The 17,130-nt window shown below is 73.2% G+C and carries 20 protein-coding genes and 2 pseudogenes; 7 read left to right on the top strand and 15 right to left on the bottom strand.

The features are described 5' to 3' along the window. Window positions 1–101: 101 nt before the first annotated feature. Together B1L11_RS20010 and B1L11_RS20005 are read right to left on the bottom strand one after the other, a co-directional pair. Window positions 102–524 carry a hypothetical protein gene (locus B1L11_RS20010; protein ID WP_079315891.1) on the bottom strand — a complete coding sequence of 141 codons (423 nt, stop codon included), beginning with the start codon at window positions 522–524 and terminating at the stop codon, window positions 102–104. Between the two features lie 353 nt (window positions 525–877). After that, window positions 878–1,198 carry a hypothetical protein gene (locus B1L11_RS20005; RefSeq protein ID WP_143737402.1) on the bottom strand — a complete coding sequence of 107 codons (321 nt, stop codon included), beginning with the start codon at window positions 1,196–1,198 and terminating at the stop codon, window positions 878–880. A gap of 284 nt (window positions 1,199–1,482) precedes the next feature. Here B1L11_RS20005 and B1L11_RS51370 point away from each other — a divergent pair. From B1L11_RS51370 to B1L11_RS19995, 3 genes and pseudogenes are all read left to right on the top strand, one after another. Beyond that, window positions 1,483–1,713 (top strand): annotated as a pseudogene (locus B1L11_RS51370) (response regulator transcription factor); the annotation flags it as partial. Between the two features lie 63 nt (window positions 1,714–1,776). Continuing rightward, window positions 1,777–2,034, top strand: a complete 258-nt coding sequence (locus tag B1L11_RS51365) for a response regulator transcription factor (RefSeq protein ID WP_256862721.1) — start codon at window positions 1,777–1,779, stop codon at window positions 2,032–2,034. 113 nt (window positions 2,035–2,147) lie between these two features. Beyond that, complete coding sequence (locus tag B1L11_RS19995; RefSeq protein WP_143737401.1) at window positions 2,148–2,678, top strand: hypothetical protein; 531 nt, start codon at window positions 2,148–2,150, stop codon at window positions 2,676–2,678. Here B1L11_RS19995 and B1L11_RS19990 read toward each other — a convergent pair. Next, the gene (locus B1L11_RS19990) at window positions 2,636–3,043 is read right to left on the bottom strand and encodes a nuclear transport factor 2 family protein (protein WP_079315888.1); all 408 of its coding nucleotides are present in this window, start codon (window positions 3,041–3,043) and stop codon (window positions 2,636–2,638) included. The genes B1L11_RS19995 and B1L11_RS19990 overlap by 43 nt on opposite strands. A gap of 83 nt (window positions 3,044–3,126) precedes the next feature. Here B1L11_RS19990 and B1L11_RS19985 point away from each other — a divergent pair, with 83 nt between their 5' ends. After that, the gene (locus tag B1L11_RS19985) at window positions 3,127–3,696 is read left to right on the top strand and encodes a TetR/AcrR family transcriptional regulator (protein WP_079315887.1); all 570 of its coding nucleotides are present in this window, start codon (window positions 3,127–3,129) and stop codon (window positions 3,694–3,696) included. 1 nt (window position 3,697) lies between these two features. Here B1L11_RS19985 and B1L11_RS45410 read toward each other — a convergent pair whose 3' ends face one another. The 9 genes and pseudogenes from B1L11_RS45410 to B1L11_RS19950 all read right to left on the bottom strand — a co-directional run bounded on the left by B1L11_RS45410 (window position 3,698) and on the right by B1L11_RS19950 (window position 11,168). Beyond that, window positions 3,698–3,919: a zinc-binding dehydrogenase gene (locus tag B1L11_RS45410; RefSeq protein ID WP_143737400.1), complete on the bottom strand. Its 222-nt coding sequence runs from the start codon at window positions 3,917–3,919 to the stop codon at window positions 3,698–3,700. Between the two features lie 80 nt (window positions 3,920–3,999). Next, window positions 4,000–4,158 (bottom strand): annotated as a pseudogene (locus B1L11_RS54995) (alcohol dehydrogenase); the annotation flags it as partial. Then, a complete protein-coding gene (locus B1L11_RS45400; protein ID WP_143737399.1) occupies window positions 4,158–4,700 on the bottom strand; it encodes an alcohol dehydrogenase catalytic domain-containing protein in 543 nt (180 codons plus the stop codon). The pseudogene B1L11_RS54995 and the gene B1L11_RS45400, both read right to left, overlap by 1 nt. A gap of 11 nt (window positions 4,701–4,711) precedes the next feature. Continuing rightward, window positions 4,712–6,082, bottom strand: a complete 1,371-nt coding sequence (locus B1L11_RS19975; protein WP_079315886.1) for an MFS transporter — start codon at window positions 6,080–6,082, stop codon at window positions 4,712–4,714. Between the two features lie 39 nt (window positions 6,083–6,121). Continuing rightward, on the bottom strand, window positions 6,122–6,922 hold the full coding sequence (locus B1L11_RS19970; RefSeq protein WP_079315885.1) for an acetoacetate decarboxylase family protein: 801 nt from the start codon (window positions 6,920–6,922) through the stop codon (window positions 6,122–6,124). Continuing rightward, window positions 6,919–7,974: an alpha-ketoacid dehydrogenase subunit beta gene (locus B1L11_RS19965; RefSeq protein ID WP_079315884.1), complete on the bottom strand. Its 1,056-nt coding sequence runs from the start codon at window positions 7,972–7,974 to the stop codon at window positions 6,919–6,921. The genes B1L11_RS19970 and B1L11_RS19965 overlap by 4 nt, the downstream gene beginning before the upstream one ends. Further along, a complete protein-coding gene (locus B1L11_RS19960; RefSeq protein WP_079315883.1) occupies window positions 7,967–8,926 on the bottom strand; it encodes a thiamine pyrophosphate-dependent dehydrogenase E1 component subunit alpha in 960 nt (319 codons plus the stop codon). The genes B1L11_RS19965 and B1L11_RS19960 overlap by 8 nt, the downstream gene beginning before the upstream one ends. A 62-nt stretch (window positions 8,927–8,988) precedes the next feature. Further along, complete coding sequence (locus B1L11_RS19955) at window positions 8,989–10,263, bottom strand: M20 family metallopeptidase (protein ID WP_079315882.1); 1,275 nt, start codon at window positions 10,261–10,263, stop codon at window positions 8,989–8,991. Between the two features lie 59 nt (window positions 10,264–10,322). Next, window positions 10,323–11,168, bottom strand: a complete 846-nt coding sequence (locus tag B1L11_RS19950) for an IclR family transcriptional regulator (RefSeq protein ID WP_079315881.1) — start codon at window positions 11,166–11,168, stop codon at window positions 10,323–10,325. 114 nt (window positions 11,169–11,282) lie between these two features. On the opposite strand from B1L11_RS19950, the gene B1L11_RS19945 reads away from it, so the two are divergent. Genes B1L11_RS19945 through B1L11_RS19935 form a run of 3 tightly spaced genes read left to right on the top strand, consistent with a single transcriptional unit; the run spans window position 11,283 to window position 14,134 of the window. Beyond that, on the top strand, window positions 11,283–12,584 hold the full coding sequence (locus tag B1L11_RS19945) for an aspartate aminotransferase family protein (protein WP_079315880.1): 1,302 nt from the start codon (window positions 11,283–11,285) through the stop codon (window positions 12,582–12,584). A 30-nt stretch (window positions 12,585–12,614) separates the two neighbouring features. Then, a complete protein-coding gene (locus B1L11_RS19940; RefSeq protein WP_179155231.1) occupies window positions 12,615–13,037 on the top strand; it encodes a RidA family protein in 423 nt (140 codons plus the stop codon). Further along, window positions 13,034–14,134, top strand: a complete 1,101-nt coding sequence (locus tag B1L11_RS19935) for an aminotransferase class V-fold PLP-dependent enzyme (protein WP_079315878.1) — start codon at window positions 13,034–13,036, stop codon at window positions 14,132–14,134. The genes B1L11_RS19940 and B1L11_RS19935 overlap by 4 nt, the downstream gene beginning before the upstream one ends. 18 nt (window positions 14,135–14,152) lie before the next feature. Here B1L11_RS19935 and B1L11_RS19930 read toward each other — a convergent pair whose 3' ends face one another. The 3 genes from B1L11_RS19930 to B1L11_RS19920 form a co-directional block, all read right to left on the bottom strand. Further along, entirely contained in the window at window positions 14,153–14,953 is an 801-nt protein-coding gene (locus B1L11_RS19930) for an ABC transporter permease (protein WP_079315877.1), read from the bottom strand. Beyond that, the gene (locus B1L11_RS19925) at window positions 14,950–15,819 is read right to left on the bottom strand and encodes an ABC transporter permease (RefSeq protein WP_079315876.1); all 870 of its coding nucleotides are present in this window, start codon (window positions 15,817–15,819) and stop codon (window positions 14,950–14,952) included. The genes B1L11_RS19930 and B1L11_RS19925 overlap by 4 nt, the downstream gene beginning before the upstream one ends. A gap of 76 nt (window positions 15,820–15,895) precedes the next feature. After that, window positions 15,896–17,128: an ABC transporter substrate-binding protein gene (locus B1L11_RS19920; protein ID WP_079315875.1), complete on the bottom strand. Its 1,233-nt coding sequence runs from the start codon at window positions 17,126–17,128 to the stop codon at window positions 15,896–15,898. Window positions 17,129–17,130: the final 2 nt, after the last annotated feature.

The following is a 17,130-nucleotide window of genomic DNA, read 5'->3' as shown; positions in this document are numbered from 1 at the left end:
GTTCCTGCGGCACGCGGGCGGCCGTCCCCGGCGCGACGCGGCACGGGCCGAGCGGGGCGCGCTTCGCCGCCGAGCTGCACGATGTGGCCGGGGCGACCGTCTCACCGGGGGTTGTGGTGACGGCGGGTGCCGCGCTCCGGCACGCCGCGGAGGCCGGACGCGCCGCCCTGGCGGAACTCGACGCTCTCGGCGCGTCGCTCGACCCCGAACGCACCCTCCATGAGCTGGACGCCCTCGCCGCCGCGTTCGCGCAGGCCGACTACCGCCGCGGCGTCCGGGTCGTCACGCGGGAAGGTGCGGCGCTCGCCTATCGCGTACTCAAAGAGGGGTTGACCAACGCCGCCCGGTACGCCGTCGGCGCCACCGTGCGGGCACGAGTGGACGCCGACGGCGACGTCCTCCTCGTCGAGGTGAGGGACAACGGCGGGACGGCGGCCGGCGACGGCCTCGGCACCGGCACGGGGCTGGACGCTCTGCGCCGTGCCGTGGCCGAGGCGGGCGGACGGTTCGACGCGGGCCCGCACGAGGGCGGGTGGCTCGCCCGGATGTCGCTTCCGGGCGCTGCCGGGGAGCCGCCGGTGCGGGCGCGGGCCGCCGGACGGCGGACGCGCACGATCGCACACAAGGTCTGGCTGCGGCTGCGGGGGCCGGCCTCCGCCGACGCCGCGCTCGTGGTCCTGGCGTTCGCACTGCCCCTGGGCGCATGCCTGATTCCCGCCGGAGGGCCGGACGCGTTCCGTGGATCCGCCGGGGCCGACGCGCTGCTGGCCGGAGTGCTCGCCGCCCACGCCGCACCGCTGGCGTGGCGGCGCAGCGCCCCGTGCGCGGCGGCGATGGCGGCCTGCGCCGTCGTGCTGGGGTGGCTGCTGTGCGAGCACTACGGCTGGACGCCGTCCCACGGAACCGACGTGCTGCTGTGGTGCTGGTGGGCGGATCTCCTGCTGGTCCACGCGGCAGCGTCGAGAGCGCGTCGCGCGGCCGGAAGCTGGCCGGTGCCGCTCGTGGTGGCCGCCGTCGCCGGGGCGGCGCTGGCCGCGGACGGCGTGGCGCACCGCTTCATCGCCTGGGCGGAGCGGACGCGGCTGCTGCGGGGCCTGCGTGGCACCGCATGCGGCCACGTCCGTGCCGCGGTCTCCGCCGCCGAACGCGAGGACCTCCAGGACGTCCTGACGCGGTCGCGGGCGGCGATGCTCGTCATGCAGGACCTGGTCACCGAGCTGCGCGCCGCACCCGCCGACGACGACCCGCCGCCAACCCTGGCCGGAGTCCGCACGCTGGCCACGCGTCATCGCGCCGCCCTGCGCGTGACCGGCCCCGTACGCCCTCTGCCCGCGTCCGCCGAGGTGATCGCCTACCGCACCGTCGAGGCGCTCATCGAGGACGAGACGCCGATCGCCCTGCACCACGTCCCGGACGGACTGGACCTGACCATCGGTCCGCGCCGCCTCGGCTCCCCGGGCCTGCCGCGCCCACTGCGGCGACGGCGAGACGGCCGTGCGGCAGGCCCTCGACCTGCGCCCGGACGTCGCGGTGCTCGACGTCCGCATGCCGGGCCTGGACGGTGTCGCGGCGACCGCGCGGGTGACGGCCGCTGCCCCCGAGGTGCGGGTCCTGCTGCTCACCAGCTTCGGCCTGGACGAGTACGTGTTCGGCGCGCTGCGGGCCGGAGCGTCGGGCTTCCTGCTCAAGACCGCCGAGCCGCAGCGCGTCGTCGACGCCGTCCGGGTCGTCGCCGCCGGGGACGCCCTCCTCGACCCGGCCGTCACCCGGCGGCTCATCGACCACTACGCCGCCGCGCCCGGCGGCTCGCCCGGCTCCGCGCCGCCGGCGGCGCTGACGCCGCGGGAGACCGAGGTCCTGGTCCAGGTGGCACGCGGACGCAGCAACGCCGAGATCGCCCGGGAGCTGTCCCTGAGCCCGGCCACCGTCAAGGACCATGTGGCGGTCATCCTGCGCAAACTGAACGTGCGCGACCGGGTCCAGGCCGCGATCGCCGCCTACGAGACGGGGCTGGTCCGCCCCGGCGTTCGCTGACGGCCCCCGCCGCGCAGGGGGGACGGACCCCGCCGTCCGGCGGGGCGCGGGACCCGTGCGGTTCGTCGTCAGGCAGGAGGAACGGCGCGAACGGCGTACCTAGCGTGGACGGCATGGCAACGATCTTCCTCCGGCGCGCCGGCGGTGTGCTCACGATCCTGGTGGCACTGGTCGCGGCGGTCGTCGCGGCCCTGGCCGCCTTCTTCTGCGCGGCCTTCGCGACCGCGCTCGTCCCGGTGCTGGTCGCGGCGGCGCTCGTGGCGTTCTTCGCGACCTTCTTTCTTTCGTGCTGGGCGGGACTCGCGCTGTTCGGACTCCGGCGCAGCAGGCGACCCGCCGCCCTGGCCGCCGCCGTCGCCACCGTCGTGTTCGGCGCGGCGGCCGGGATCCCGCTGTTCCGGCCGATGCCGCGCCCCGCCGGCCCGCCCCCCGGTTCCGACGCCGGCGCACCCTGCCCGGCTCGACCCTGGTCTACGTCCCCCACGCCGGCCATGCCATCGCCATGGACCAGCCGGCCGTCTATCTCGCAGTGGTGCGCGCCTTCCTGCTGGGCCACCGGCTTCCGCTCCCGCCCTACACCGCCGCCACCCCGCCCGCCTGATCAGGCCTGCGTCGCGGCGGCGAGGCCCATCGGGTTCCAGTAGTCGCGCAGGAGGAGGATCTGTCCGTCGCGGATGCGGATCACCTGCACAGACCGGGCCTGATAGGGAGCGCCCGTCGCGGTCACTACGGCCCTGGTCTCGAGTTCGACGACGAGCACCTCCGGATCCGTCGTCTCGTAGACGCTGGTGGTCCACATGTCCTCGATCCGCATCGCCGCGGTCGCCTGCCCGGAGGAGAAGGCGCGGATGGCCTCGCGGCCCTCGACGCGCACGGGCATCCCCGGTGGTGCGAACGGCAGCTCGATCACCCCGTCGGGGGCGAACAGAGCGGCGAAGCCGTCCAGGTCGCCGTCGAGGATCAGGGCGCGTCTGCGGGCGAGGACGTCTCGCGGGGCCGGCCGGTCCATGGGTCCTCCGTCATTGAACGAGCGTTTACTAAACGACCGTACAACGAAATTCGGGAAGAGATCAATCGCCGTAGAATCGACCGGTGACCGAGGCCGGAGCCCGCCTGACGCGGGCGGAGCGACGCCGCAGGACCGAGGCGAGGATCCTCGAGGAGGCGGCTCGCCTGTTCGCCGCGTCGGGATACGCCGACACGACGATCCGGGCCGTCGCCGCCGCGGCCGGGGTGAACCCCGGGCTCGTCATGCACTACTTCGGCTCCAAGGAGGAGCTCTTCCTGCGCGTCGCCCGGGCCCGGCCTTCGGGGCCTCTCGCGGGCGGGCCGGACGAGGTCGTCGAGGAGATGCTCGACCGGCTCGCCGCCTCGATGGCCGACGAGCCGGTCGAGTCGCTGGCCGTCCTGCGCTCGATGCTCACCCACCCGGGAGCCTCCGAGGCCGCCGCCGAGGGGGCGGCCCGATACCGGGCGCAGCTCGCCGAGGCCATCCCCGCCGCCGACGCGGGCGTACGGGCCTCGGTGATCAGTGCCGTGCTCATCGGCGTGGTCCTCGGGCGCCACCTGCTCAAGCTCGAAGAGCTGCGCGACGCGCCTCCCGAGCAGATCGCCGCCCTGCTGCGCCCCTGCCTTCGCTCCCTGACGGGAGCGGACGGCTGATCTACGCCGAGACGCGGATGACGGACTTCCCGAAGTGGCCGCTCTCCCGCAGGTCGTACAGGGCTTGGACGGCCTCGTCGAACGGCCGGACGTCGTGGAGCACCGGCCGCAGGTCATGGCGTCGTACGAAGGCCATGGCCTCGGCGAACTCCGCGGAGCTGCCCACCGAGGTGCCGATGACGCTGATCTGCCGGAAGAACAGCTCCCGCAACGACACCGACACGTCGGGGCCGGTCGTCGCGCCGAGGTCACCAGCCGCCCGCCGGAGCGCAGGGCGGCCAGATGCGAGGCGAAGTACGCCGCCCCCACCGAGTCGACCACCAGATCGACGGGGATGCCCGGCGCGGGATAGCCGCCGTCGCCCCCGACGACCACCTCGTGGGCGCCCAGGGCCCGGGCCGCCTCGGCCTTCGCGGCGCTCCGGGTGACGGCGGTCACCCGGGCCCCGGCCGCGAGGGCCATCAGCACGCACATCGTGCCCACCCCGCTGGACACGGCCGGGACGAGTACGTGCTGTCCGGGACGCAGCCCGCCCCGGGTGAACAGGGCGCGGAACGACGTGACCGCCACGAGCGGCAGGGCCGCCGCCTCCGCCCAGTCCAGCCCTCGGGCCGGGGATGGGCGTTCGCAGCCGGAACCGCGACGTACTCGGCGAGGGTCCCGTCCGGAGGGCCGCCGAGCAGGCGCGGAACGCCGGGCACGTCGTCGGCGGCCGGCCAGCCGAGGGTGGGGTCGATGACGACCTCGTCGCCCACCGCGGCTCCGGAGGCACCGGGTCCCAGCGCGACCACCTCGCCGGCGCCGTCCGAGCCCACCACCAGCGGGGGCTCGGTGCCGTCGCGGCCCGCCGCCACGAACAGGTCGTGCCGGTTCAGGGCCGCGCAGCGGATCCGTACCAGGACCTGGCCCGGTCCGGGCTCCGGCCGGGGGAGCACCGCCGTCCGGAATCCGGCGACGCCTGGCGCTCCCGTGTGGACCACGGCGCGCATCGTCGGTCGATCCACGAACTCCTCCCTCAGGCTTCCGCGATCTCGTGGATCGACCCCGAGGCGCGTTCTCCTCGGCCTGGCCCACCGGCGAGGCGGGTCACGCCGTCGCGCAGCGACGTACGCAGCGTCTCGGGGGTCATCACCGCGGCGATCAGGCTGAGCGTCGCGCCGCCCATGAGGTACCACCCGGGGGCGTAGGTGGACGCGGTGACCTCGACGAGCGTGCCGGAGATGTACGGACCGGCGCCGCCGAAGAGGATCACGCCGAGGTTGTATCCGACGCTCACCCCGCTGGCGCGGCGGCTGGTGGGGAACAGCTCGCAGAACAGGGCCGGTTGCGGGGCCAGCATCATGACGTCTCCGACGAGCGTGAGGATGAGCCCGGCCACCACCAGGTACCAGCGGCCCGTGTGCATCAGGGAGAGCGTCAGCAGCGACGAGACCGCCACCCAGATCGCCCCGGCGATCAGGAACGGCCGGCGGCCGAAGCGGTCGCTGAGCATCGACGCGGGGACGACCGCGACGGCCATGAAGGCGAAGCCCGCGACCCCGGCGAGGCGGGCCTGCTGCGGGTCCATCCCCAGGTCGGTCGACAGGAACGTCGGGCCGTAGACGAGCAGGACGTAGGTACACATGGTGGGGGCGGCGGTGAGCCCGGCGATCAGCAGGATCGAGCGCCAGTCGCGCCTGAGCGCCGCGCGCAGCGGGCGGCGCTCGGCCTCGCCGGGATCGACCTTCTCGAACTCCGGGCTCTCTCCGAGACGCAGCCGCAGGTACAGGCCGACCAGTCCCAGCGGGAGGCTGACCAGGAAGGGAACCCGCCATCCCCACGACGCTGCGGCCCCGGCGCCCGTCGTCAGCGAGACGGCGACGGCCGACAGGGCGGCCGTCAGCATCCCGAGGGCGATCGTGCTCGTCTGCCAGCTCCCCGCGAACGCCCGGCGTCCGGGCGGCGCGTGCTCGACGACGTACGACGCGGAGCTGGCCCACTCCCCGCCGGCCGAGATCCCCTGGACGCAGCGGAGCAGGAAGATCAGGATCGGGGCGGCGATGCCGATCGTGTCGTACCCCGGCACGAGGGCCATGGCCGCGGAGGCGACCGAGATGAGGATGACGATCAGCGACATGCTGGCACGCCGGCCGATCCTGTCGCCCATGTGCCCGAAGACCAGCCCGCCGAGCGGCCGGACGACGAAGCTCATGCCGAAGACGGCGAAGGTCAGCAGCAACGAGGCGCGGGCGTCGCCGGAGGGGAAGAAGGTGTCGGCGACGGCTTTGGCGAAGAAGCCGTAGAGGGCGAAGTCGTACCACTCGATGAAGTTGCCGATGGAGGCGGCGGCGACGGCCTTCCGGAACGGCCTGGGGGCGGCCTCCGGCGGCTGGGGGTGTCCGCTCATGTCATGTCCTTCCTAACCGGGGCATTGCCGAGAGAGGCCCTACCAGGAGGGCCGGCCGAGCACGGGGAAGCGGTCGCAGTGTTCGAGGTAGACCCCGTAGCGGATGGCGAGGCGGACCGAGCCCCAGGAGAGCGTCGGCGTCGAAACGGGACGCAGCAGGTGCACGGGATCGGAATCGCGGGGGTGGAAGGTGAGCTCCGCCTCTCCGCCGTTCGCCGGTGAGAGAGGGGTGACGTCGAACGGGATGCGCACCAGCCGGCTGATGTCATAGCCGGGGCCGTCCGCACGGGGGACGAGCTTGAGGGTGAAGTGCGGCGATATCCACGACGGCACCGCGGACTCCGGGCCGGAGCGCCCGGCCGTTCCGGTCACGTCGAGCAGCGGCGCCCCGTCGGCCATGACGACGCCCGCCGTGACGGCGTCGCCGGCGCGCTCGACGACGACCTGGCGCACCTGCTTCTTCGGCAGCCCGAACGCCTCCCGCCCGAAGATCCCGTAGTTCAGGCCCGGGATGAACGTCTCGACCGCGTACGCGCCGGACTCGCCCGCCTGCCCGAGCCGCGGGTGCTCGCAGGTCACGCACACCCCCGCCTGCGTGTACGACGGGCGGCGCTCGCTCGTGCCGTCGGCGCGGGAGAAGGCGGGGTCCTTGAACCGGGCGAACCACAGCATGACCGCCGAGTTCGCCGGTGCCCGCAGCGGCGCCGGCAGGACGCTCCCGACGATCTCCGGCGTGGTCGCGTACTCCACGGTCAGCCAGTCGAGCGTCACCTGCTCCTCTCCCGCTCCGTAGAGCGGCGCGAAGGCGGGCATCCCCCAGGTGACGCCGGGCCCGGTCATCGGAGCACTCCGGCGTCGCGGACGGTCTCCCCGCGGACGAGGCGGCGCAGTCCGTCCGCGATCTTCGCGCGGGTCGGGAGGACGCCCGGCACCAGGGAGACGGCCGAAGGGATGCGGGCCGGGGCGGCGCCGATGCGCACCGGAGGGGCGAGCAGGTCCAGCCCGGACTCCGCGACGAGGCTGACCACCTCGGCCCCGAAGCCGCCGAACGTGTGCGCCTCGTGGACGACGGCCAGCCGCCGCGTCCTGGCCACGGCCTCCCGGACGGCGGTCAGGTCGAGGGGGTTGAGCCAGCGCAGGTCGAGAACCTCGGCCTCGACGCCCTCGGCGGCCAGTTCCTCGGCCGCTTCGAGCACGAGGTTCTGCACGGCTCCCCAGGTCACCACCGTCACGTCGGAGCCGCCGCGCCGGACCCGCGCGCCGCCGATCGGCCCGACCTCGCCGCCGAGGCGGACGTCCGACTTGGCGCCGTGGTAGAGGGTCCGGTTCTCGATGACGATGACCGGGTCGTCGCACCAGACGGCGCTCAGCAGCATGTCGTACGCGTCCTGGGCGGTGCTCGGCATGCCGACCCGCAGGCCGGGGACGTGGGCGAAGAACGCCTCGAGGTTCTGGGAGTGCTGCGCGCACGCCCCGGGGCCGTTTCCCGCCTGGGTGCGGACGGTGATCGGCGCGGTGACGGCGCCGCGCGAGACGTACCGCACGTTGGGGGCCTGGTTGACGAGCTGGTCCAGGGCCACGAGCGAGAAGTCGATCCACATGATCTCGGCGATCGGGCGGCGGCCGAACATGGCCGCGCCGACGGCTCCGCCGAGGATGGCCGACTCGGAGATGGGGGTGTCGAAGACGCGGTCGCCGAACTCGCGGTGCAGACCCTTCGTGACGCCGAACACGCCGCCGGGCTTGGCCACGTCCTCGCCGAAGAGCAGGGTCTCCGGGCGCTCCCGCAGGGCACGGCGGAGGGCGTGGTTGACGGCCTCGGCATAGCTGAGCCGCTTGGTCTCGATCGCGGTGCCGGCCGCGCCGGCGGGCAGGAGGGTGAGGTCAGGCATAGAGGTGCTCCAATGCGGTCGCCGGGTCGGCCGGCGGTGAGTCGAGGGCGAGGCGGGAGGCGGCCCGGACCCGGTCGGCGACGCGCGCCCGGATCGCGTCGAGTTCGCCGGCCGCGACCCCTTCGGCGGTCAGGCGCTCGGCGAGCCGCCCGATGGGCTCCGCGGCGACGGCCCGGTCAAGGTCCCCGGCGGGCCGGTAGTGCTGCGCGTCGCCGATGTAGTGGCCGACGATGCGCTGCGTCACGCACTCCAGCAGCGCCGGACCCCCGCCGCCGCGGGCGCGCCGGACGCACGTCTCCATCGCCCGCGCCACCGCGTCGGGGTCGTTGCCGTCCACCCGCCCGCCGGGCATCCCGTACGCGGAGGCGCGGCGGAACAACTCGGGGTTGCGGGTCATGTCGGCGATCGGGGTGAGCTCGGAGTAGGCGTTGTTCTCGACGACGAAGACGACCGGGAGGCCGCGGACGGCGGCGAAGTTCATCGCCTCGTGGACCGCGCCCTGGTTGAGCGCTCCGTCGCCGAAGGCGGCGACCGCGACGCGGCCGCTGCCGTCGAAGGCGGCCGCGAGGGCCGCGCCGGCGGCGATCGGGGCGCCGGCCCCGACGATCGAGTTCTCTCCGTACATGCCGTAGCGGGGCGCGGTGAAGTAGGCGGATCCGCCTCTGCCGCCGTTGATCCCGGTGACGCGGCCGAGGATCTCGGCGAACAGCGCCTCGGGCGGCACGCCGCAGGCGAGCGCCCAGCCGTGGCCGCGGTACGTCGGGAAGACCGCGTCCCGGCTCAGGTCGAGGGCGGCGACGGCTCCCACGTACACGGCCTCCTGGCCGCTGCACAGATGGATCGAGCCGACCATGTCGCCGGCCGCGCGCAGCCGGGCGATCTCGTCCTCGACGCCGCGGATGAGCAGCATCCTTTCGAAGTGGCCGAGCAGTGTCGGGGTGTCGGAGCGCATGCGAAGGAGACCTCCTGGCGTTCGCTGGTCACAAAGGGCGGTACAGGGTCGTACCGCCGGAGTCAGGCGGCGGCCCGCCGGGCGTAGTCCGCCAGCGCCACAGCGAGCACCGCGGCGCACTCGACGACGTCGGCCTCGGTCACGTGCTCGTCGTCGGCGTGGGCCAGCGCCGTACGGCCGGGGCCGTAGATCACGGTGGGGACGCCGCGCCCGCCGTAGTAGGCGGCGTCGGAGCCGGCCGTGAAGGCGAGCGGCTCGCGGGCGGACGCGCCGATCCCCGCCTGGCCCGACGCGAACGACGCGACCAGGGGGTGCTCGCGCGGCGTCTCCCAGCCGAGGAGTTCGTGTCCCCACTCGATCTCGACGGGATGCTCGGCGAGCCAGGGGTCCCCGGCGGCGACGCGGGCGACGGCGGCCTCGAACTCGTCCCGCACCCGCCGCGCGGACTCTCCGGGGGCGAGCCCGATCCGCCCGGCCATCGTGGCCAGGTCCGGTACGGCCGCCCGCCAGGCGCCCGCGGAGACGGTGCCGATCGCGAACGGGATGGCGGAGGGCAGGTGGGCGAACAGCGGATGCCGGTAGGCGGCCGTCCGCTTCCCGGCCAGCTCGATCCACGCCTGCCGCACGCGCATCAGCCGCTCGAAGGCGTCCTCTCCGGCCCACGGAGCGGAGGTGTGAGCGGTCCGGCCGTGCACGGTGACCGAGAAGAAGAGCAGTCCGGAGGAGATCGGCACGATCCGGCTCTCGGTGGGTTCGAGGACGACCGCCGCATCGGGGGCGGGGCCCTCGCGCAGCGCCACCCGCGTACCGATGCCGGTGGTCTCCTCCCCGACGACCAGGTGCCAGACCAGGTCGAGCGGCGGCCGGATCCCGGCCCGGTCCAGCGCCGCGACGGCCAGCAGCCCCGCGGCGATGCCGCCCTTCATGTCGCAGGCGCCCCGGCCGTAGACCTTGCCGTCCACGCGCCGGCCGGCGAACGGGGGATGGGTCCAGGCGTACGGGTTCGCGGCCGGCACCACGTCCATGTGGCCGTTGAGCGCCACGCGCGGGCCGCGGGCCCCGGGCCGGGAGGCGATGACGTTGAAGCGCTCACCCGGCCGGGCGTCGGCGTCCCGCACCTCGTCCTCGATCATGGCCTGGCGCCGGACGTCCCAGCCGTGATCGCGCAGGTACTCCTCGTAGAGGGGCGCCACCCGGTCCTCGTGGCCGCCCGAGGTGTCGCGGCGCAGGGATTCGGCCAGCAGGTCCAGGTGCTCGTCGGCGAGCTCCTGGACCGCGTGGCGTACGGAGTCGGTGAGCCGCGGCGCGAGCGTGGCCGGTCCGTGAGTGTCGTTCACGGGTACCTCCTAGGTCTTGCCCGAGGAGTATGGGCGGCCACGCCCGGTTCGCCGCGCCGTCATCGGCGGGTTTTCGAATATTTGAAATCCGGCGCCGAGTCGGGGGGAAGGGTGAGCCGTCCCTCCCGCAGCAGGGTGCCCGCCGTCTGCGCGGCCAGGATGACCTCGCGGATGAACATCTGCTCGTTCCCGGCGAACCGCTCGGCGGGGACGGAGATCGTGAAGGCGCCGGCGGGGAGCCCGTCCCGGCCGGAGAAGACCGCCGCGACGCACTTGATCCCCCGGGCGAACTCCTCGTCGTCCAGGGCGTAGCCCAGCCGGCGTACGCGCCCGAGCTCGACGTGGAACGCCTCCGGATCGGTGATGGTGTTCGGCGTGAGCGGCTCGAACGGGAGCCGGTCCACGATCTCGGCGCAGTGCTCCTTGGGCAGATGCGCCAGCACCGCCTTGGCCGAGGCCCGCGCGTGCAGGGACTGCCGGAATCCGACCTCCAGCCTGCCGACCGTGATCGCCTGGGGGCCGGCCAGATAGTGCAGGAGGGTCAGCTCCCCCCTCCGCCAGCCCGACACGTAGGCGGTCTCCTTGGTCCGGCTGTGCAGCCCCTTCAGGATGATCGAAAGTTCCGGCTCGGGGCCGGCGCGCCGCTGGACGTGCCAGCTCAGCACGGCCGCCCGCGTCCCGACGTCGTACCTGCCGCCGGGGCGGCGGATGAGGTAGTCGTCGGCGATCAGCGTCCGGAGCAGGTGATAGGTCGTGCCCAGGCTCAGGCCGGCGCGTTCGCTGATGTCACGGGCGGTCAGCTCCCCGCCGTGCTCGGCGACCAGCGCGAAGACGGCCAGTCCCCTCGCCAGCGTGGACAGGGTGCTCGGGGTCTTCCCGCCGAAGTGATCGGACGAAGCGGACATCACGGACTTTGATTATCTGAAATCTCGCCCGTCAGCAAGGATGCCGGGCGGCGCGGCCACCTACGCTCCACCGGACAGCACCTGTCTCCCCCCGCAGCAGAAGGAGGCCGCCCGATGGGCACGCGACCACTCCTCGAACGCCACCGCGCGGTGATGCCGTCCTGGATGAACCTCTACTACGAGGACCCCATCGAGCTCGTACGCGGAGAAGGGCGCCATGTCTTCGACAGCGAGGGGCGGCGCTACCTGGACTTCTTCGGCGGCCTGCTCGCCACGATGGTGGGGCACGACATCCCGGAGATAACGGAGGCGATCCGGGAGCAGGCCGGCCGCATCCTGCACACCTCGACGCTCTACCTGGTGCGGCGGCAGGTGGAGCTCGCCGAGCGGATCGCGGCGGCGAGCGGCATCCCCGACGCCAAGGTCTTCTTCGTGAACTCCGGCACGGAGGCGGTCGAGACCGCCCTGCTGCTCGCGACGCAGTACCGCCGCTCGAACCAGGTCCTCGCCCTGCGCGGCAGCTATCACGGGCGATCCTTCGGCACCGTCGCCGCGACCGGCATCAGGGGATGGTCGGCCACCTCGCTGAGCCCGCTGAACGTCACCTACGTGCACAGTGGCTACCGGCTGCGCAGCCCCTTCCGCGGTCTGGACGACGCCGCGTACGTCGCCGCGTGCAAGGAGGAGCTGCGCACGATCATCGAGACCGCCACCGCGGGCGACGTGGCCTGCCTCATCGCCGAGCCCGTGCAGGGCGCCGGCGGTTTCGCCACGCCACCGCCGAGTTTCTTCATGGAGATGAAGGCGGTGCTCGACGAGTACGGGATCCTGTTCGTCTCGGACGAGGTCCAGACCGGCTTCGGACGGACGGGCGCTGCCTGCTTCGGCATCCAGGCGTTCGGCGTGCGCCCCGACGCGATGGCCTTCGCCAAGGGCGTCGCCAACGGTGTGGCGATGGGCGGCGTGGTCGCCAGGGGCGACCTCATGGACTGCCTGGGCGCCAACTCCATCTCCACGGCGGGAGGCAACCCGCTCGCCTGCGCCGCCGCCGTGGCCACGCTCGACGTCATCAGGGACCGCGACCTCCAGGCGAACGCCGACCGCGTCGGCGCCCGTCTGCGGGAGGGACTGGAGCGCATCTCGGCGGACCACGACTGCGTCGCCGAGGTCCGCGGCATGGGCCTGATGATCGGGGTCGAGATCGTCACGCCCGGCACCACCCGGCCGGACCCGGCCCTCGTGGCGCGCATCCTCGAGAAGTGCAGGTCGCGCGGCCTGCTCATCGGCCGCGGCGGGCTGCTCGGCAACGTCCTGCGGGTCACGCCGCCGATGACGGTGACCGAGGAGGAGGCCGACGAGGCGTTGCGTATCTTGGCCGACGTCATGGATGACATCTCAGCCAGGGCGGCGGTGTGAGCGGAAGCGAGAAGGGACATGGAGGACGTCGTGGGGAAGCCGGCACCGGTCGAGCGGCGGAGCACGGACAGGATCGCCCCGCCCCTCGGTGCGTACAGCCACGCGGCGCGCGTCTCACCGGAGGGCGCCGTCCTGCACATCGCGGGGCAGGTCGGCAACGCCCCCGACGGAACGGTCGCCCCGGACGCGTACGGGCAGACCGTCCAGGCGTTGCGCAACATCGCCGCCGTCGTCGAGGACGCCGGAGGGACCCCGGCGGAGGGGCTGGTCTCCCTGTTCACGATGGTCGCGAGCCGGGAGGCGCTTCCCGGCGTGCGCCGTGGCATCGGCGAGGTCTTCGCCGAGTGGTTCCCCGAGGGGGACTATCCGGTCAACTCGTTGTGCGTGGTGGCCGGGCTGGCCCGCGAGGACCTGCTGGTCGAGATCGCCTCGGTGGCGGTGGTGCCGGGATGACGCCGGAGGACTTCCGCGCGCTCTTCCCCGCCCTGCGGCAGGTGATCTGGGCCGACACCCCGGGCGCCGCGCTCGGCTGCCTCCCGGTGGTGCGGAGCCTGTCGGAGGCGCTGGACTCCTGGCTGGACGGCTCGTTCGAATGGACCACCTGGGACGCGGCGGCCGGTCGGGCCCGCGAGCGGTTCGCCGCCTGGCTGGGGGTCGACCCCGCCTGTGTGGCCACCCTGGGGTCCGCGTCGGAGGCCGTCGCCACGGTGGCGGCCTCGCTGCCGCGGGGGCGGGTGGTGGTGTCCGCCGAGGACTTCCGCAGCACGCGCTACCCCTGGGTCCCGTTCCACGACGTGGTCGAGGTGGCGCACGGGCCCGGCGGGCTGCGGGTGGACGACCTGCTCGCCTCGATCACTCCGGGCACGACCGTCGTCTCGGTCAGCCATGTGACCAGCCACGAGGGGCTGCGGCTGCCGTTGCCGGCCCTTCGCGACCGCTGCGACGAGGTCGGCGCCCTGCTGCTGGTCAACGCCACCCAGAGTCTCGGCGTCCTCGACCTGGACCTGGCCCGGTGCCGGCCGGACTACCTCGTCGCGCACGCCTACAAGTGGATGCTCGCTCCCCGCGGCTCGGCGTTCCTCGCGATCCGGCCCGATCGCCTCGACTCGGTCCGGCCGCTGGTGGCGAGCTGGCGCACCACCGGCGCGCCGCTGGCGTACTTCGGCGGCGGCCTCGTGCCCGCCGCCGACGCGAGCCGGCTGGACACGTCGCCGGCCTGGCTGACCTGGACGGGCACCGTGGCCGCCCTCGGCGTGCTGGCCCGGCTCGACCCCGCGACGGTCGATCGGCACGTCACAGGGCTCGCGGCCCGGCTGCGCGAGCGGGCGGACGCGGCCGGTTACCGGACCTTCGCCGCCGACGGGCCCTCGCACATCGCGGTACTGCGTCCCCCTGAAGGAGTCGATCCGCGTGCGCTGCTGGAGCGGCTGCGGACCCGGGGCGTCCGGGCCACCGCGGCCGCCGACCGGATCCGCTTCGGCTTCCACTACTACAACACCGCCGACGAGGTCGACGCGATCTCCCGCCTCCTGATCGAGGAGGCCGGGTAGTCCGGCGGACGCGTCGCCTCAGTGGGTCTGCGGGTCCCCGCCGGACAGGCGCTGGGCCAGGTAGATCGGGATCACCGACAGCAGGATCAGCGCGGCGGCGACCACGTTGACCACCGGCGCCTGGTTGGGCCGGAACAGGTTCTCGAAGATCCAGATCGGCAGCGTGCGGACGCCGGCCCCGGCGGTGAACGTCGTGACGATGATCTCGTCGAACGACAGCGCGAAGGCGAGCAGCCCGCCCGCGAGCAGCGCCGAGCGCATCATCGGGAACGTCACCAGGCGGAACGTGGTGAACGTGTCCGCCCCGAGGTCGGCCGACGCCTCCTCCAGGTTCAGGCCCATGCGGCGCAGCCGGGCCAGCACGTTGTTGTAGACGGTGACCACGCAGAAGGTCGCGTGGCCGACGATCACGGTCAGCAGCCCGAGGGGGAGGCCGAGCACCGTGTGGAAGGTGTTGCTCAGCGCGATGCCGGTCACGATGCCGGGCAGGGCGATGGGCAGCACGATCACCAGCGAGACCGTCTCCCGGCCGAAGAACCGGTAGCGCTGCACCGCGAAGGCCGCCATCGTGCCGAGCACGAGCGCGATCACGGTCGCGCCGAGACCCGCCTGGACCGAGGTCCACAGCGCCTCGCGCAGGCCGGCCGAGTCCCAGGCGGCGCCCCACCAGCGCAGCGTGAACCCGGCGGGCGGCCAGGAGAAGGTCCGGTCGGAGTTGAACGAGTTGAGCAGCACCACGGCCAGCGGCACGTAGATGACGGCCAGGCCGGCCGCCAGCGCCACCCGCAGCAAGGTCCGGGACGTACGAGAGAGGTTCATAGATTCTCCAGCGCGCCGGTGCGGCGTACGGCCGCGAGGTAGACCAGCATGATCACGACGGGGACGGTGGCGACGGCGGCGGCGAAGGGCAGGTTGTTGGCCGCGCCGATGTTGTCGTAGACCACGTTGCCGATGAGCTGGGTCTTGCCGCCCACGATCTTCACGGTGATGTAGTCGCCCAGCGAGAGCGAGAACGTGAAGATCGACCCCGCCACGGCGGCGGGGAAGGTCAGCGGCCAGACCACCGTCCGGAACGTCCGCCACCCGCGCGCGCCGAGGTCGCCGGCCGCGTCGAGCAGCGAGTTCGGCAGCCGTTCGAGCCCCGCGTAGATCGGCAGGATCATGTACGGCAGCCACAGGTACGACAAGGTCACCACGGTGGCGGTCAGGCCGTAGCCCCAGCCGAGCACGCCGTCCGAGGACAGCATCACCCGCCACGCGTACGCCTTGACCAGGTAGGACGCCCACAGCGGGGTGAGCACGGCGATCACCAGCCAGCGCTGGGCCCGCGGCGAGGCCAGCTTGGCCATCGCGAACGCCATGGGGAAGGCCACCACCAGGTCGATCAGCGTCACCGCCGCGGCCACGCCGATCGAGCGCAGGGCAACCGTGCGGTAGACCTCGCCGGTGACCAGATCGGTGAAGTTGGCCCAGGTGAACACCTTGACCACGTCGCCGGTGAACACGTCGGTCGACCAGAATGCGGTGACGAAAAGGGCCGCGAGCGCGCCCAGGTAGGCCAGCCCCAGCCAGGCCAGGGGCGCCGACAGCAGCAGCGACAGCCGCACCCCGGCGTGCCGGTGCAGGAATGAGGCGGCCCGCCTCCGCATCCCGGGGGAGGCGGCCGTCGTCGTGAGGGTCGTCATCGTCTTCTCTCCGTGCGGCTTGTCTCCGTGCGGCCGAGGGGGACGGCCGGGCGGCCGCCCCCCTCGTGAGGAGCGCTCAGCCCTTGATCTCGGTCCAGGCCCGGGTCCACTCGGAGTAGTCGGTGCACTTGACGTCGGTGCGGCCGTCGAGGCACTGCGCGATCGGCGTGGTCCAGTAGTGGACCTTGGAGAAGTACTCCTCGTCGGTCGCGTGGTAGGTGTCGCAGAACGACTTGTCCGAAGTCTGCTCGCACGCCTTGGCGTTGGACGGCGCCTCCCCGAACCACTCGGCCACCTGCGCGTTGGCCTTGGGGGAGATGATCCAGTCGAGCCACTTGTAGGCGCAGTTGGGGTGCTTGGCCTTCGCGGCGACCATCCAGGTGTCCGACCAGCCGGTGGAGCCCTCCTTCGGCAGCGTCGTCTTCACCGGCGCCTTGTCGGCCTCCACCAGGTTGGCGATCACCTGCCAGGTCGTGCCCACCACCGTGTCGCCGGACTTGAACGACTGCACCGCCTTGGTGTAGTCGGACCAGTACTCGCCGATGTTCTGCTTCTGCTGCTTGAGCAGGTCGACCGCGGCCTGGAGCTGCTTGTCGTCCAGCGCGTACGGGTCCTTGATGCCCAGCTCGGGCTTGGCCGACATCAGGTAGAGCGCGGCGTCGGCGATGTAGATGGGCGAGTCGTACGCCGTCACCTTGCCCTTGTACGGCGAGTTGGGGTCGAACACGACGCCCCAGGAGTCGGGGGCCTGCTTCACCGTGTCCGTGCGCCACATGAGCAGGTTGGCGCCGCGGCCGTGCGGGATGCCGTACGCGACCCCGTTGACCGAGTTCCACGGCTTGAGCTTCAGCCCCTCGAACACGTCCTTGTAGTTCGGCACGAGGTCGGTGTTGACCGGCGCGACCGTGCCCGAGGCGATCAGGCGCAGCGAGGCGTCACCCGAGGCCGACACGGCGTCGTACTCGCCGGTCTTCATGAGGTTGACCATCTCGTCGGAGGTGCCGGCCGTCTTGGTGTTGACCGTGCAGCCCGTGGCCTTCTCGAAGGGGTGGACCCAGTCGACCTTGGGGTCGTTGGAGCCGTCCTCCGCATACCCGGCCCAGGCGACGAGGTTGACCTGTCCCTCGCCGGGCCCGAGGGACTTCAGGGCCTCGATCTTCGGCGGCGTGAACGCGCCGCCGCCGGGGGCCGCGGCCGAGCCGCCACCGGTGGTGGACGACCCGCCGCCGCAGCCCGCGACGGCGGCGAGCGCCAGCGCGGCGGTGACGACGAGAGAAGGCCTGGCGAAACGCGGACGGGGGGACCGCATCG

Origin of the sequence: Microbispora sp. GKU 823 (genome assembly GCF_002027145.1) — a bacterium.
GTDB lineage: Bacteria > Actinomycetota > Actinomycetes > Streptosporangiales > Streptosporangiaceae > Microbispora > Microbispora siamensis.
The sequence above is the reverse complement of the archived record's forward strand: the minus strand, read 5'-3'. Positions and strand labels throughout refer to the sequence as shown.